The organism is Rhodococcus sp. NPDC057297 (assembly GCF_042667435.1).
In the GTDB taxonomy this organism is placed as follows: domain Bacteria; phylum Actinomycetota; class Actinomycetes; order Mycobacteriales; family Mycobacteriaceae; genus Rhodococcoides.
The window spans coordinates 138,545-154,423 of record NZ_JBHUZE010000007.1 but is presented as its reverse complement, the minus strand read 5'-3'; the positions used below and the strand labels follow the sequence as shown (position 1 = coordinate 154,423).

Annotated in this window: 12 protein-coding genes; all 12 read left to right on the top strand. The window is 66.1% G+C overall.

Annotation, left to right across the window (positions count from 1 at the left end; translation table 11 throughout):
• Nucleotides 1–21 precede the first annotated feature (21 nt).
• Entirely contained in the window at nucleotides 22–1,863 is a 1,842-nt protein-coding gene (locus ACFULT_RS19990) for a penicillin-binding protein 2 (protein ID WP_019665929.1), read from the top strand.
• 175 nt (nucleotides 1,864–2,038) lie between these two features.
• Nucleotides 2,039–3,655, top strand: coding sequence for a UDP-N-acetylmuramoyl-L-alanyl-D-glutamate--2,6-diaminopimelate ligase (locus ACFULT_RS19985; protein ID WP_378482221.1), 1,617 nt, complete (start codon nucleotides 2,039–2,041; stop codon nucleotides 3,653–3,655).
• Nucleotides 3,652–5,178, top strand: a complete 1,527-nt coding sequence (gene murF, locus ACFULT_RS19980) for a UDP-N-acetylmuramoyl-tripeptide--D-alanyl-D-alanine ligase (protein ID WP_037109128.1) — start codon at nucleotides 3,652–3,654, stop codon at nucleotides 5,176–5,178. Before ACFULT_RS19985 ends, murF begins: the two co-directional genes overlap by 4 nt.
• Nucleotides 5,175–6,254, top strand: a complete 1,080-nt coding sequence (gene mraY, locus ACFULT_RS19975; protein ID WP_019665926.1) for a phospho-N-acetylmuramoyl-pentapeptide-transferase — start codon at nucleotides 5,175–5,177, stop codon at nucleotides 6,252–6,254. Before murF ends, mraY begins: the two co-directional genes overlap by 4 nt.
• A 27-nt stretch (nucleotides 6,255–6,281) precedes the next feature.
• Nucleotides 6,282–7,730 carry a UDP-N-acetylmuramoyl-L-alanine--D-glutamate ligase gene (gene murD, locus ACFULT_RS19970; RefSeq protein ID WP_378482220.1) on the top strand — a complete coding sequence of 483 codons (1,449 nt, stop codon included), beginning with the start codon at nucleotides 6,282–6,284 and terminating at the stop codon, nucleotides 7,728–7,730.
• Complete coding sequence (gene ftsW, locus ACFULT_RS19965; protein ID WP_378482219.1) at nucleotides 7,730–9,277, top strand: putative lipid II flippase FtsW; 1,548 nt, start codon at nucleotides 7,730–7,732, stop codon at nucleotides 9,275–9,277. Before murD ends, ftsW begins: the two co-directional genes overlap by 1 nt.
• Nucleotides 9,274–10,419, top strand: a complete 1,146-nt coding sequence (gene murG / locus ACFULT_RS19960) for an undecaprenyldiphospho-muramoylpentapeptide beta-N-acetylglucosaminyltransferase (protein WP_176460084.1) — start codon at nucleotides 9,274–9,276, stop codon at nucleotides 10,417–10,419. The genes ftsW and murG overlap by 4 nt, the downstream gene beginning before the upstream one ends.
• A 38-nt stretch (nucleotides 10,420–10,457) precedes the next feature.
• Entirely contained in the window at nucleotides 10,458–11,954 is a 1,497-nt protein-coding gene (gene murC, locus ACFULT_RS19955; protein WP_378482218.1) for a UDP-N-acetylmuramate--L-alanine ligase, read from the top strand.
• Nucleotides 11,951–12,886 (top strand): cell division protein FtsQ/DivIB, encoded by a 936-nt coding sequence (locus tag ACFULT_RS19950; RefSeq protein WP_378482217.1) that lies wholly within the window; start codon nucleotides 11,951–11,953, stop codon nucleotides 12,884–12,886. Before murC ends, ACFULT_RS19950 begins: the two co-directional genes overlap by 4 nt.
• A gap of 193 nt (nucleotides 12,887–13,079) precedes the next feature.
• Entirely contained in the window at nucleotides 13,080–14,306 is a 1,227-nt protein-coding gene (ftsZ, locus tag ACFULT_RS19945) for a cell division protein FtsZ (protein ID WP_037109121.1), read from the top strand.
• A gap of 6 nt (nucleotides 14,307–14,312) precedes the next feature.
• Nucleotides 14,313–15,059 carry a peptidoglycan editing factor PgeF gene (gene pgeF / locus ACFULT_RS19940; RefSeq protein ID WP_037109119.1) on the top strand — a complete coding sequence of 249 codons (747 nt, stop codon included), beginning with the start codon at nucleotides 14,313–14,315 and terminating at the stop codon, nucleotides 15,057–15,059.
• An 8-nt stretch (nucleotides 15,060–15,067) separates the two neighbouring features.
• Nucleotides 15,068–15,829, top strand: coding sequence for a YggS family pyridoxal phosphate-dependent enzyme (locus ACFULT_RS19935; protein WP_378482216.1), 762 nt, complete (start codon nucleotides 15,068–15,070; stop codon nucleotides 15,827–15,829).
• Nucleotides 15,830–15,879 lie beyond the last annotated feature (50 nt).

Genomic DNA, 15,879 nt, shown 5'->3' with positions numbered 1-15,879 from the left:
CCCGCCTCGGCCCGAGGCGGCGTGCCTCCACGTCGCCCGCATCCCCGAGCGGGCAGTCGCTTCGACGCCTCGTCGTTCACTTTCCGCAACGGCTTCGGCCGCATCGTCATGTTCGGCATTCTCGGTGTCGTCGTACTGCAGTTGGTCTGGATCATGGGAGTCAACGGAACTCGACTGTCCGTCGAAGCCGCGTCACAGCGCACCACCACCCTGGTGGACGCAGCAGCACGCGGCTCCATCACGGACAGGAACGGCAAGCCCATCGCCTTCACGATGGAAGCCAAGGCCTTGACGTTCCAACCCGTGCGCGTCCGGCAGGAGTTGGACGAGGCGCGGGCCAAGGATCCCTCTGCGCCCCAAACCGACGACAGGTTGGCCGAGATCGCCGCAGGCATCCACGACGAACTGGGTGACATCGCGAACGAGAAGGACATTCTCGCCAAGCTGAAGAGCGACGACACGTTCGCCTACCTCGTCCGCGGCGTCGACTCGACCGTGGCGACACGGATCAGCGAAGAATTCGAAGAAGTCGGCCTCGAGCGGCAGGACATTCGCGAGTACCCGGGTGGATCACTCGCCGCCAACATGGTCGGCGCGACAGGTTGGGACGGCCACGGCCTTCTGGGACTGGAGGATTCGCTCGACGCGACGCTGGCCGGAACCGACGGATCGCAGACCTACGATCGCGGGTCGGACGGCGCCGTCATACCCGGCAGCTGGCGCGACAAGCAGACCGCGGTGAACGGCTCGGGAGTGGAGCTGACCATCGACGCGGATCTGCAGTACTACGTCCAGCAACAGGTGCAGCTCGCAAAAGACCTGTCCGGTGCGAAGAATGCGTCCGCCGTCGTGCAGGACGCACACACCGGCGAGGTTCTGGCGATGTCCAACGACAACACGTTCAACCCGGGTATCGGCGTCGGCAACAACGACCGCAACAAGGAGATGGGCAACCTCGCCGTCTCCACTCCGTTCGAGCCCGGTTCGGTCAACAAGATCATCACTGCCGCTGCCGCAATCGAATACGGCCTCACGACGCCCGATGAGGTGTTGCAAGTTCCCGGCAACATCTTCATGTCCGGTGTGTCGGTGAAGGACGCGTGGGATCACGGCGTGGTTCCCTACACGTCGACCGGTGTGTTCGGAAAGTCGTCGAACGTCGGCACACTCATGCTCGCTCAGCGCGTCGGCGAAGATCGCTTTGCAGACATGCTCTCCAGGTTCGGGCTCGGTCAACGCACCGATGTCGGGCTTCCAGGAGAGAGTGCAGGCAGCGTGCCGAGTCGGGATCAGTGGTCCGGCGGCACGTTCGCCAACCTCCCCATCGGTCAGGGTCTGTCCATGTCGTTGCTGCAGATGACGGCGATGTACCAGGCGATCGCCAACGACGGGATGCGGATTCCGCCCAGGATCGTCAAGTCGACGGTCGACCCGGACGGAAATCGTACGGATACCGACAGGCCCGAAGGCGTCTATGTGGTGAGCCCGCAGACTGCGACGACCGTTCGCGACATGTTCCGTTCCGTCACGCAGGACGACACCGGTAACCAGCGAGGAACCGGTGTCGCAGCGGGGATCCCCGGGTACCAGATCAGCGGCAAGACCGGCACCGCGCAGCAGGTCGATCCGGAATGCGGGTGCTACTCCAACTCGAACTACTGGATCACGTTCGCCGGCATCGCCCCGGCCGACGACCCCCGGTACGTCATCGGCATCATGCTGGACGCCCCGACCAGGAGTGCAGACGGATCAGGTGGACAGTCTGCAGCGCCGCTGTTCCACAACATCGCCAGTTGGATGCTCCAGCGAGACAGCGTTCCACTGTCTGCTTCCGGACCGAAATTGGTGCTGCAAGCCGACTGACAGTGACGCGCACCTCGCGTGTGGTTCGGCTGAAAGGGTCGGGGGTCAGCGCGGCGAAGCCGCGCCGGTAACCTGACTCGTCGGCCCGAAACCGAAAGTCCGTCCTGCAGCGCTCGGCGCAGCACCACGGCCTGCGGGTGGGCCTGAAGTTGTACGTCGAGCAGAAAGGAGCGCAGTGTCCGTGCCAGCAGAGTCGACCGATGCTCCGTCGTCGCTCAGACCGTCGAACCCACCGCGTACCGCGGTCGAGGACATCGCAGCCGCGGCGGAAGCCAGGCTGGTTCACGCGGCCATGGCGGACGGCTCCGAGCTGCAGTCGCCGTTCGTCACCGGAGTCGATCTTCGAGCGCAGGGAGTCGTCACGGGCGATCTCTTCGCGGCACTGCCCGGATCCGCCGCGCACGGCGCCTCCTTCGTCGCGACAGCAATCGACAGGGGAGCAGCCGCGATCCTCACCGACTCCGAGGGTCTGGCGATCGTTTCGGCGCAGTATCCGCAGCTACCGGTGCCTGTCCTCGTGCGTGACCGGCCGAGGGAGGTGCTGGGACACGTGTCCGCGCTCGTCTACGGCAATCCGTCGGAGAAGATGACCGTCATCGGCATCACCGGGACATCCGGTAAGACGACCACGTCGTATCTGTTGGAAGCGGCACTGTCGGCCGCCGGTAGACGAACCGGCCTCATCGGCACCATCGAGACCAAGATCGCCGGCACCCGAGTGCCGAGTGCCCTCACCACACCGGAGGCGCCGCATCTGCACGCGCTGTTCGCGGCGATGGTCGAGCAGGGCCTCGACACCGTGGTCATGGAAGTGTCCAGCCACGCACTGTCTCTCGGGCGGGTCGACGGCACGGTCTTCTCGGTCGGGGCGTTCACCAACCTCTCGCAGGATCACCTCGATTTCCACGACACGCTGGAGGAGTACTTCCTCGCCAAGAGCAGACTGTTCGCCGCCGAGTCGCGCGTCCACACGCGGTCGGCTGCCGTGTGCATAGACGACGCCTGGGGCCAGCGCATGGCCGACATCGCGCGATCGGCGGGCTCGACCCTGCTCACCGTGTCCGTCCTCGGCGACGCCGACTGGACTGTCGACGGATGGTCGAAGGAACCGACGGGAACCCAACGGTTCACCCTCGTCGACACCGCAGGTAACCGACACGCTGCATCGATCCGACTGCCGGGCCGATACAACGTCGCCAACGCCGCACTGGCGACCGCGGTCTGCGCGGCTGCAGGCGTCGACGTGCGTCGGGCTGTCGCCGGAATGGCCGACGTCGACGTCCCGGGCAGAGTGCAGCGCATCTCCCGCGGCCAGAAGTTCCTCGCCGTCGTCGACTACGCACACAAGCCTGCTGCCGTCGAAGCCGTGATCGAGACACTGCGCGAACAGACTCAGGGCAGAATCGCGGTGGTCCTCGGTGCAGGCGGCGACCGTGACACCGCCAAACGTCCGTTGATGGGTGCCGCGGGTGCCCGAGGTGCCGATCTTCTCGTCATCACCGACGACAATCCGCGATCCGAAGATCCTGCACTCATTCGGGATGCGGTGATGGCGGGTGCTCTTTCGGTCGACGAGTCGTCCCGAGGTGAGGTCAGGAACGTCGCCGGCCGCGGCGCTGCGATCGCCGACGCGGTGAACTGGGCGCGGGAAGGCGACGTCGTGCTGATCGCGGGCAAGGGCCACGAAACAGGTCAGGAGATCGATGGGGTGAAGTATCCGTTCGACGACCGCGTCGTGCTCGCCGATGCCCTCGATCGCGCGACCGATGAACACGCAGGAGCCAGTTCGTGAAAGACCTGACCATCGCACAGATCGCCGACATCGTCGGGGGTGAGATGCACGACGTGGAAGACCCGTCCGTGCTGGTCACCGGCTCGGTCGAGTTCGATTCACGCAAGATCGGCCCAGGCGGGCTGTTTCTGGCGCTCCCCGGTGCGCGAGTCGACGGCCACGACCACGCGGCTGCAGCAGTCGCGGCAGGTGCCGCCGTGGTGCTGGCGGCGCGGCCGGTCGGCGTTCCGGCCGTCGTCGTCGCGCCGAAGCCGCACGATGGCAAGGCGATGGCACTGGAACACGACTCCGACGGGTCCGGTGCCGCGGTATTGGCGGCGCTCAGCGCGCTCGCCCGCGCCTCGGCGGTGGAACTGACCGCTGATTCCGGGCTGACGATCGTCGGCGTGACGGGTTCGTCCGGAAAGACCTCGACGAAGGACTTGCTGGCCGCGGTGCTGCGACCACTCGGATCCGTCGTCGCGCCGCCGGGCTCGTTCAACAACGAACTGGGCCATCCCTGGACAGTTCTGCGCGCCGACGAGTCCTCGGATTTCCTCGTGCTCGAACTGTCCGCTCGGGGTGTCGGACATATTGCCGCCCTAGCCCATGCTGCGCCTCCCCGAATCGGCGTCGTACTCAACGTCGGCACAGCCCACCTCGGTGAATTCGGTTCCCGAGATATCATCGCCGTCGCCAAAGGCGAACTGATCGAAGCGCTTCCAAGTGCCGCAGACGGCGGCGTGGCCATCCTCAACGCCGACGACCGACTGGTGTCGGCGATGCGCACGCGCACGTCGGCTCGGGTGGTGACCGTGGGCATGTCCCCGGACGCGGACATCAGGGCCGAGAACGTCACACTCGACGCCGAAGCGCGAGCCCGTTTCACCATGGTCACCTCGGCCGGAACCGTCGACGTGGCGTTGGCCGTCCACGGTGAGCACCAGGTCGGCAACGCCCTCGCTGCCGCCGCGGTCGCTCTCGAATGCGGCGGCACCCTCACCGGGATCGCCGATGCACTCGCCGGTTCCACCGCGGCTTCCGTTCGGCGCATGGACGTTCGGACGAGACCGGACGGCGTCACCGTCGTCAACGACTCCTACAACGCCAATCCCGACTCCATGCGCGCAGCGCTCAAGGCTCTCGTCACGATGTCGAGGTCGGGCACCGGGCCACCGCGTCGAACATGGGCGGTTCTGGGGGAGATGGGCGAGCTGGGGCCGGATTCCGTCGTCGAACACGACGCGATCGGACGCCTTGCGGTACGGCTCGACGTATCCAGGTTGATCATCGTCGAGTCGGGCCGCCCGACCAGAGCGATGCACCAGGGCGCAGTCATGGAAGGCTCCTGGGGCGAGGAGTCGATGTTGGTTCCCGATCGGGACTCTGCCGTCGCGGTGTTGAGGGAAGAACTTCGACCGGACGACATCGTGCTGGTCAAGGCATCGCAGTCCGTCGCACTGTGGACCGTCGCCGACGCATTACTGCAGGACGGCGAGCACGCCGGGGAGAACACGACAACCAACGGGGAGGCACCGCAGTGAGACAGATCCTCTTCGCCGGAGGCATCGCGCTCGCTGTGGCGATTCTGCTGACGCCGGTGTTGATCAAGGCGTTCTCCAAACAAGGCTTCGGCCAGGAGATCCGCGTCGAAGGCCCGGCAAGTCATCAATCCAAACGCGGCACGCCGACGATGGGCGGAGTCGCGATCCTTGCCGGTCTCTGGGCTGGTTACTGGGGCTCGCACCTGATCGGAATCGGTTACGACGCCGACGGGCCGTCGGCGTCGGCGCTGCTGGTTCTCGGGTTGACCACGGTCCTGGGTCTCGTCGGCTTCCTCGACGACTTCATCAAGATTCGCAAGCAGCGCAATCTGGGTCTGAACAAGACAGCGAAACTGGTCGGCCAGCTGTTCGCCGCGGTTCTCTTCGGCATCCTCGCACTGCAGTTCAAAGGCGAGAACGGGCTCACTCCAGCGAGCATGCAGCTTTCTTACGTGCGCGATATCGCGACGGTCAGCCTGGGCCCACTGGTGTTCATCGTGTGGTGCTACTTCCTCGTCACTGCATGGTCCAACGCCGTGAACCTCACGGACGGACTCGACGGTCTGGCGGCAGGTTCGATGACGCTCGTCCTCGGCGCCTACACCGTCATCACCTTCTGGCAGTACCGACAGTCCTGCTCCACCAACCCGGGGCCCGGATGCTACGACGTGCGTGACCCTCTGGACCTGGCGCTCATCTGCGCGGCCGCTGCTGGTGCCTGCATCGGTTTCCTGTGGTGGAACGCAGCTCCGGCGAAGATCTTCATGGGCGACACCGGGTCGTTGGCCCTCGGTGGACTCATCGCCGGCTTGTCCATCGTGACGCGCACCGAACTGATCATGGTCGTCATCGCGGCACTGTTCGTCGCCGAGGCAGCCTCCGTCGTGATCCAGGTCGCGGTGTTCCGATCGAGTCGGCGGCGTGTGTTCCGAATGGCGCCGTTCCACCACCACTTCGAGCTCGCAGGCTGGGCAGAAACCACGGTGATCATCAGATTCTGGCTGCTGGCGGCCATCGCGTCGGCCGTCGGCCTTGCCTTGTTCTACAGCGAGTACCTCGCCGCTGTCGGTGGATAGAGCTCGAATCCGATGAAGGGGAGTGCGATGTCCGACGACGTGGCGTGGCTGAGGGACAAGACCGTGCTGGTCGCCGGCGGACGGGTATCCGGGCTGGCGACCGTCGGGCCGCTCCGCGATCTCGGTGCGCGGGTGCTCGTCACCGATACCGACCCGGCCGCGCTGGACAAGGCGCGCGCAGCCGGTGCCGACGGAATCCTGCAGGACGACCTTCTCGCGGACGATTCCACATTCCAGTCGGTCGCGCTCGTCGTCACCAGTCCGGGCTTTCGCCCGGACGCACCGGTGCTCGCGCGCGCCGCCGAACGCGGCATCCCGATCTGGGGGGACATCGAGCTGTCCTGGCACGTCGATCGCGCGGGTGTGTACGGCGCGCCGACGACATGGCTGGTAGTCACGGGAACGAACGGAAAGACCACGACCACCTCGATGCTCGCGTCCGTCCTCCAATCGGCCGGTCTGGCGAGTGCGGCTTGCGGAAACATCGGTCTGCCGGTGCTCGACGCTCTGCAGTCGGACCCGCATCCGGAGGTCCTCGCGGTCGAGTTGTCGTCGTTCCAGTTGTTCTGGGCTCCGTCCGTCCGGCCCGCGGCGGGTGTCGTCCTCAACATCGCCGAGGATCATCTGGACTGGCACGGCGGTATGGACGGCTACGTCGAGGCCAAAGCACGAGCGCTCGTCGGCGACGTCGGGGTGGTGGGTCTCGACGATGCGCGGGCAGCGGCCCTGGCAGGCTCGGCTCGTGCCGATCGAGTGGTCGGGTTCCGCCTCGGAGTCCCGGCGCCAGGAGAACTCGGGGTGATCGACGGACAGATCGTGGACAACGCTTTCGGCGAGCGGCTGCACTTGATGTCGGTGGACGATGTCAGCCCGTCCGGTCCGGCCGGGACGATGGACGCGCTGGCGGCGGCGGCGCTCGCCCGCGCGATCGGGGCCCCGGCAGGGGCTGTAGCGGAGGGTATACGCACGTACGAGGTGGGCCCACATCGTGCGTCGGTCGTCCGCACCGTGGGGGACGTGACGTTCGTCGACGATTCCAAGGCGACCAACCCGCATGCAGCGCGGTCGTCGTTGCTCGCGCACGAGCACGTCGTCTGGATCGCAGGCGGTCTCCTCAAGGGAGCATCGGTCGACGAGCTCGTTGTCGAAGTGGCGCCTCGACTCGTCGCTGCGGTGCTGATCGGGCGTGATGGGACGCAGATCGCAGAGGCTTTGGCGCGACACGCACCGGATGTTCCCGTTGTCGAGTTCCCGCTGAGAGACGATGCTGGTGTGACTCATGTGGCGGAAGATGCTGAAGTCGTGATGCGCGCCGCGGTCGACGAGGCCGCCCGGCGAGCCAAGCCAGGGGACACGGTGCTCCTCGCTCCCGCTGCCGCCTCGCTCGACATGTTCGTCGACTACGGCCATCGTGGCCGCAGCTTCGCCGACGCCGTGCACGCGCTCGGGACCACGCAGCCGGGCGGGCAGTCCTGATGGCCCGTCCTGCGAACGCCGCGGCGAACTCGCCGCGCACCAGGATCGGATTGTGGCTCGGTCGTCCTCTGGCGTCGTTCCACTTGATCGTCACGGTTGCCGCTCTGCTCACGATTCTCGGCCTGGTGATGGTGCTGTCGTCGTCGGCTGCCGAGGCGTACGCCACCGACGGATCGGCGTACACCCTGTTCACTCAACAGCTGATCGGCGTCGGTCTCGGCGTCGTGGCGTTCTATATCGCGCTGCGGACGTCCGTGCGCATGCTGCGGAAAGTCTCCTTCCCGCTGTTCTGCCTCTCCGTCGTCATGCTCATGATGGTGCTCATTCCCGGTATCGGATCGGAGGGCGCCGACGGCGCGCGCCGGTGGTTCAATGTCGCCGGCGTCTCGTTCCAGCCGTCCGAGCTGGCGAAAGTCACCCTCGTACTGTGGGGAGCCCACCTGCTGGCATCTCGCCGTAGCGAGCACGCCAGCCTGAAATCGCTTCTCATTCCGCTTGTCCCCGCAGCGCTGCTGATGGCGGGTCTCGTTGTTCTGCAGCCGAACCTCAGTACCGCCATCGCGATCGGCATCATTCTCGTGTCGCTGCTGTGGTTCGCCGGTCTCGACGCCAGGCTCTTCGCGATCATCGTCGGCGGCGGTATCGCCGCGGCGACGGTGCTCGCCTTCACCGCGGGATACCGATCGAACCGAATCAAGGCCTGGCTGAACCCCGGTGACGATCCGCAAGGGCTGGGTTACCAGTCGAATCAGGCCAAGTTCTCGCTTGCCGACGGGGGGCCGTTCGGTGTCGGTCTCGGTCAGAGCCGCGCCAAGTGGAGCTACCTGCCCAACGCGCACAACGACTTCATCTTCGCGATCATCGGTGAAGAGCTGGGTTTCATCGGCTGTCTCGCAGTACTGGGTCTGTTCGCATTGTTCGTCTACACGGGTCTGCGCATCGCGATGCGATCGGTCGATCCGTTTCTGCGTCTGCTCGCGGCGGGTTCGACAACCTGGATCTTCGCGCAGGCGATGATCAACATCGGATACGTGGTCGGGCTGCTCCCGGTCACCGGTCTCCAGCTTCCCCTCGTGTCCTACGGCGGTTCGTCGACCGCGATCACACTGATGATGTTCGGCATCATCGCCAACGCCGCGCGGCACGAACCGGAAGCCATCGCGGCACTGCACTCGGGACAGGACTCGCGGTTGGACCGTGTGCTGCGACTCCCGATGCCCGCGTCGTTCTCTCCGTTGCGCGCCGCCGCGGCCAGATCCAAGTCCACCCGGCCTGCGCTCGATCGCGAGGATCGCCGTCGGATCGAGAGCGGTTCCTCGCAGCGTCGTGCACCGGACGCCGGTGCCCGCACGGGTCGAGCTCGAGCGGGCGAGCCCCCTCGTCGTTCCGAACCACGCAGAACCGGCGCTGCACTTCCCCGTGGTGGTGCAGTTCGTGGTGGTGCAGTTCGTGGCAGTGCAGTGGGAGGCCGCAGCGCAGCACCGCGCGCAAGTGCTCAACCCCGCGGTGCGTACGGACACTCGGATACGCGAGGATATCGACGGTGAATGCATCTCCCACACACTTGTCCGTCGTCGTCGCGGGCGGTGGGACCGCGGGGCACATCGAGCCGGCGTTGGCTGTCGCGGACGCACTGCGCGCGCTCGACGACTCGGTACGGATCACTGCCCTGGGAACCGAGCGTGGACTCGAGACCACGCTCGTTCCGGCGCGGGGCTACCAGCTCGAGTTGATTCCGCCGGTCCCGCTGCCGCGCAAGCCCACCCTGGATCTGGTCCGGCTGCCCGGTCGTGTGATTCGGTCGGTGCGGGCCACCAGGGCGGTCTTCGCGGCCGTCGACGCCGACGTGCTGGTCGGGTTCGGTGGCTACGTGGCCTTGCCCGCTTACCTTGCTGCGCGGCGTGCCTTCGGACGTGAGCGGTCGATTCCGGTCATCGTCCACGAGGCCAATGCCAGTGCCGGGATCGCGAACAAAGTCGGTGCGAAGGTCGCGACGCGTGTTCTCGCCGCGGTGGCCGGATCCGGAGTGTCGGCTCGTGGCCGATCCGACGCCGACATCGTCGGAATTCCGGTGCGACCGACCATCACCGGGCTGGACCGAGCGGCGATGCGCGCCGAGGCTCGCGAGTATTTCGGGCTGCCGGAGAGCGGCCCTGTACTGCTGGTGTTCGGCGGATCGCAGGGTGCCAGGTCGCTCAACGATGCCGTGTCGGGCGCCGCGGATCGGTTGGCCGACGCCGGAGTGTCGGTACTGCATGCCGTCGGACCCAAGAATTCGATCGAGGTGCCGACGGCCGATGCTCCTGCACCGTACGTCGCAGTTCCGTACATCGATCGCATGGACCTGGCGTACGCCGCCGCGGATCTGGCCATCTGCCGGTCGGGGGCTATGACGGTCGCAGAAGTGTCGGCGACGGGTCTGCCCGCAGTGTACGTTCCGTTGCCCCACGGAAACGGTGAACAGGAACTCAACGCACGCCCCGTGGTCGACGCCGGGGGAGGCATACTCGTGGCCGACGGATCGGTGACTCCGGATTACGTCGCACGTGACGTGATCGACCTGATCACAGATTCCGCGCGAGTGGAAGCGATGTCGAGGAGCGCCGCGAGCGCAGGCCACCGCGACGCAGCTGCGACCGTGGCGAGAATCGTGCTCGACGTCGCTTCCCAGCGTCGACAGGGCGCGTGACGGTCGTGGCACGACAAGGTGGTACCGAAAGGACGGACATGCCCGAGCTACCCGCCGAACTGCCGGAGGATCTCCGACGTGTTCACATGGTCGGAATCGGGGGTGCAGGCATGTCCGGCATCGCCAGGATTCTGCTCGCTCGCGGCGGCGAAGTCTCGGGCTCCGATGCGAAGGAAAGCCGCGGGGTTCTGGCACTGCGCGCTCGTGGTGCGCAGGTTCGCGTCGGTCATGATGCCTCGGCTCTCGACTTGATCTCCGGTGGTCCGACGGTGGTGGTCACCACGCACGCCGCGATACCCAAGACCAACCCCGAACTGGTCGAAGCCGGGCGACGGGGAATTCCCGTCGTGCTCCGGCCGACTGTGTTGGCATCGCTGATGGAGGGCTATCGGGCACTGCTGGTGTCCGGCACCCACGGCAAGACCTCGACCACGTCGATGTTGATCGTCGCACTGCAGCACTGCGGCTTCGATCCGTCGTTCGCGGTGGGTGGAGAACTGAACGAGGCGGGCACCAACGCACACCACGGCAGTGGTGACGTGTTCGTCGCCGAGGCAGACGAGAGCGACGGTTCGCTCCTGCAGTACAGCCCGAATGTCGTCATCGTCACCAACATCGAGGCCGATCACCTCGACTACTTCGGCACGCCCGAGGCGTACACGCAGGTCTTCGACGATTTTGCCGCGTTGCTCGGTCCGGGGGGAGTGCTCGTCGCCTGTATGGACGATCCAGGGTCGGCTGCTCTGGCTCGGCGAGTCCACGAACGCGCTCTGCCAGGCGTCCGCGTGCTGGGATACGGATCCGAGGACACCGACGCAGGCGACGTGGAGATGGCGGTCCGGTTGCTGAAGTGGGAACCCGAGGACGTCGGCGGCGTCGCCGAACTGTCGATAGCGGGGGAGGAGAGCCCGCGGACGTTGAGACTCGGTGTTCCGGGACGGCACACGGCACTGAACGCACTGGCTGCGTTCACGGCCGGAACCCAGGCAGGCGCCGCAGCGACGGATCTGCTGGAAGGTCTTGCAGGCTTCGGCGGTGTGCACCGACGTTTCCAGATTCGCGGCCGCGAGCACGGCATCCGTGTGTTCGACGACTATGCGCACCATCCCACCGAGGTGCGTGCCGTGCTGGGCGCAGCTCAGCAACTCGTCACGAGCGCCGCAGGCGCGGGCGTGCGCGGGCGAGTCGTCGTCGTCTTCCAACCGCACCTGTACTCCCGTACGGAAACGTTTGCGGCGGAGTTCGGTGAAGCGCTGTCGATCGCCGACGAAGTGGTCGTCCTCGACGTCTACGGTGCCCGCGAAGAACCGCTCCCGGGTGTGACGGGAGCGCTCGTCGCGTCTGCGGTGACCAAGCCTGTCATCTACCAACCGGATCTGTCGCTCGTGGCGAAGCAGGTTGCGTCCCTCGCCGAGCCCGGCGACGTCGTCATCACCATGGGTGCCGGGGACGTCACCATGCTGGCCGGTCCGATCCTCGACGCGCTGCGTTCGAGGACGACTTTCCGGATCGGTCAGGGCCGGGCTTCGCAGTGACGTCTCGTCCGAAGCGTCCGACCGAGGACACGTCCTCCGGCGAGGACTCCGCTGGGACCGACACGGGAACCCCGGTCGGCACGGGCAAGGTCGGCACGGGCAAGGTCGACACGGGCAAGGTCGACACGGGCAGTGCATCGAAGGGCGGTGCTCGGGATCGGCGCGCGTACGCACGCCGGGACAACCGCGACGCCTCCCATCCGAGCGCCGAATCCCAGGAACGCGCGGATCGTCGTCGAGCGCGCGAGGACGAACGCGCGAAGGTGTCGCGGTCGCGTCGGCGCGCCGGACTGATCGCGGCGGCCGTTCTCGCCGTCGTACTCGCAGGGTTCGCCGTCGTGTACCTGTCACCCGTCCTGACGGTGCGGACCATCGACGTACGCGGGGCGGTGTCGGTCTCGGAGGACGAGGTGATCGCCGATCTGGCGGTGCCGATGGGGGAGAAGCTCGTTCGAGTCGACACCGGCGCTGCCGCGCGTCGCGTCGCGTCGATTCCTTCGTTGGCTTCGGTTCGGGTGCAACGGATGTACCCGTCGACCATCCGGGTGACCGTCACCGAGCGGGTACCGGTCGTGTTCGTCGACCGGCCGGACGGAACCCACCTGCTCGACGCCGATGCCGTGGATTTCGCCGTCGCACCGCCGCCTCCCGGGGTGATCCGACTGGTCACCGACAATCCGGTGACAGGCGATCCGCCGACGGAAAGTGCTCTCGCAGTGCTCGATTCGTTGCCCGAGCCGCTGCGAGTGCAGGTAGGGGAGATTCGGGCGGGTTCGGCGTCGGACGTATCCTTGATTCTGTTCGACGGCAGGACGGTGGTGTGGGGCGACCGCGACAGATCCGAGCGGAAATCCGCTGTGGCTCTTGCGCTGTTGTCTCAACCCGGACAGATCCTGGATGTGTCGAGTCCGGACCTGCCCACCACCAAGTGACTTTCACGAAAGCCAAATTCTTTTCTCGACTTCTCGGCGCGCCTAATGGCGTATCTCCGTCGCGATGAATAGCGTTCCGAGCGTCGAGTACTTGACATAACCTTAAGCCTATGGTTTAGGTTGAGGGTTTTGTCGAAGCGCATCAGCCAGGTACGAAGACGGACCAGTACACAACCACGGAAGGCGAGAGCCAATGACGCCCCCGCACAACTACCTCGCCGTAATCAAGGTCGTCGGCATCGGCGGCGGCGGCGTTAACGCGGTCAACCGCATGATCGAACAGGGACTCAAGGGAGTCGAGTTCATCGCGGTCAACACCGATGCTCAAGCGCTGCTGATGAGCGACGCCGACGTCAAGCTCGACGTCGGTCGTGAGCTCACCCGTGGCCTCGGCGCAGGCGCCGATCCCGAAGTCGGCCGCAAGGCCGCCGACGACCACAAGGACGAGATCGAAGAGGTGCTCAAGGGCGCCGACATGGTCTTCGTCACCGCAGGCGAGGGAGGTGGCACCGGTACCGGTGGCGCGCCCGTCGTCGCCAATATCGCTCGCAAGCTCGGCGCACTCACCGTCGGCGTCGTCACGCGCCCGTTCTCGTTCGAGGGCAAGCGTCGCGGTGGGCAGGCCGACACCGGGATCCAACAACTGCGCGAGTCCTGCGACACCCTCATCGTCATCCCCAACGACCGTCTGCTCCAGCTCGGTGACGCAGCCGTCAGCCTGATGGACGCGTTCCGAAGCGCAGACGAGGTGCTCCTCAACGGCGTTCAGGGCATCACCGACCTCATCACCACTCCTGGGCTGATCAACGTCGACTTCGCCGACGTCAAGGGAGTCATGTCGGGGGCGGGCAGCGCCCTGATGGGAATCGGCTCGTCGCGCGGCGAAGGCCGTGCCATCAAAGCAGCCGAGTCCGCCATCAATTCGCCGTTGCTCGAAGCGTCGATGGAAGGTGCGCGCGGGGTGTTGCTGTCGATCGCGGGAGGCTCGGACCTCGGACTTTTCGAGATCAACGAAGCTGCGTCGCTCGTTCAGGAAGCGGCACACATCGACGCCAACATCATCTTCGGAACCGTCATCGACGATTCGCTCGGCGACGAAGTACGCGTCACCGTGATCGCAGCCGGTTTCGACGGAGGGACCCCGACGAGACGTCCCGTCGAGGCAGCTCCCGGCGCCTCACGCAGCACTATCGGATCCGCACGATCAGGAGAGGTGTCGTCTCGGTCCGAGTCGACCGAATCCGGTGCCGTGTTCCGTGACCCGGTCGGTGCTGGTAGTGCAGGTAACGGCAGCAGCCTGCCTCCTCTTCAGTCCTCGAACTCGGGATCGTCAGGGTCGAACAACTCGGGTCGGCGTGTGCCCGTCACCGAGGACGACGGCGAAGACGATGTGGACGTGCCATCGTTCATGCGTCGTTGATCGCCGATGGCGGAGAACGACTTCAAGGTTCGTAGGGTCACCACCTCGCGGGCAGGCGGAGTGTCGGCGCCGCCGTACGACAGCTTCAACCTCGGCGACCACGTCGGCGACGAACCGTCGGCCGTGGCCGCCAACCGCGAACGGCTCGGTAGTGAGCTCGGCATGGGCGCGAGTCGTCTGGTGTGGATGGAGCAGGTCCACGGACGCACCGTCACTGTCGTCGACGGCCCGACGTCCGAACCCGTTCCGGTGACCGACGCGTTGGTCACGACCAGTCGTGATCTCGCACTCGTCGTGCTCACTGCCGACTGCGTGCCGGTCCTGCTCTCCGACGACGAGGCCGGTGTGATCGCAGCTGTACACGCCGGAAGGGTCGGAGCACGCATCGGCATCGTTCCCCGTGTGGTCGAGGCGATGGTGTCGCTCGGAGCCGAACCGGGTCGAATCGGTGCGTTTCTCGGCCCGGCGGCGAGCGGGCGCCAGTACGAGGTGCCCGCACACATGCAGGCCGACGTGGAGAAACACCTTCCCGGTAGCGCCACGACGACCGTCAGGAAGACGCCGGGCCTGGACATCCGCGATGGAATCAGACGACAGCTCAATGGACTCGGCGTCACATCGGTTGCCGTCGATCCTCGGTGCACCATCGAAGATCGGACCCTGTTCAGCCATCGGCGCGGTTCGCCGACCGGACGATCGGCAAGCGTGATCTGGATGGACACCTCGGCCGGCCGCACCGACGGCCCTGCTTGACTGTCGGTATGACGACGACCAGAGAGTCCGAGATCTCGGAGGCACTTCGCTCGGTGAAGGCTCGGCTTGCCGCCGCGTGTGCCGCCGCCGGCCGTTCGGTGGACGACGTGATGTTGCTTCCGGTCACCAAGTTCTTCCCGGCGTCGGACGTCGAGATTTTGTACGGTCTCGGATGCCGCGATTTCGGCGAGTCGCGCGAGCAGGACGCGTCGGCGAAGGTCGACGAGTTGGCCGGAGCGTTCGGTACCGAACCGGCCAGGTGGCACATGATCGGGCATCTGCAACGTAACAAGGCCAAATCCGTCGCAAGATGGGCCACGTCGATCCACTCGGTCGACAGTGATCGCTTGGTGTCTGCTCTCGGCAAGGCGGTGGACGCAGCGCTGTCCGACGGGGCCAGGTCCACTCCGCTCGAGGTCCTGATTCAGGTGAGTCTGGACGGGGACGTCCATCGCGGTGGAGTCGAGCGAGAGCATCTGCTCGCGCTGGCCGATCTGGTGTCCGACACCGACGGGCTCACCCTGTCCGGAGTGATGGCCGTTCCGCCGGTCAACTCGGATCCGGATCGCGCATTCGCCGATCTGGCGGCCGTACACCAGCGGTTGCTCGGGCAGCACCCGGATGCCGTCGAGTTGTCCGCGGGGATGACGGGCGATCTGGAGTCGGCCGTTCTACACGGATCGACGTGCGTGCGTGTCGGTACCGCAATACTCGGCTCTCGGCCGATAACCTCGCCAGTACAGTCCACGGATCACATCAGTCACACCTGACACTTGCGAACCTGGAGACCGGCAACGAAGTACCCGGCACGGAAGGCTGC

Coding starts and splice junctions, on each gene's coding strand:
- pgeF (WP_037109119.1), top strand. CDS start 14,313: ATGGCGGAGAACGACTTCAAGGTTCGTAGGGTCACCACCTCGCGGGCA.
- ftsZ (WP_037109121.1), top strand. CDS start 13,080: ATGACGCCCCCGCACAACTACCTCGCCGTAATCAAGGTCGTCGGCATC.
- ACFULT_RS19935 (WP_378482216.1), top strand. CDS start 15,068: ATGACGACGACCAGAGAGTCCGAGATCTCGGAGGCACTTCGCTCGGTG.
- murC (WP_378482218.1), top strand. CDS start 10,458: ATGCCCGAGCTACCCGCCGAACTGCCGGAGGATCTCCGACGTGTTCAC.
- ftsW (WP_378482219.1), top strand. CDS start 7,730: ATGGCCCGTCCTGCGAACGCCGCGGCGAACTCGCCGCGCACCAGGATC.
- murD (WP_378482220.1), top strand. CDS start 6,282: ATGTCCGACGACGTGGCGTGGCTGAGGGACAAGACCGTGCTGGTCGCC.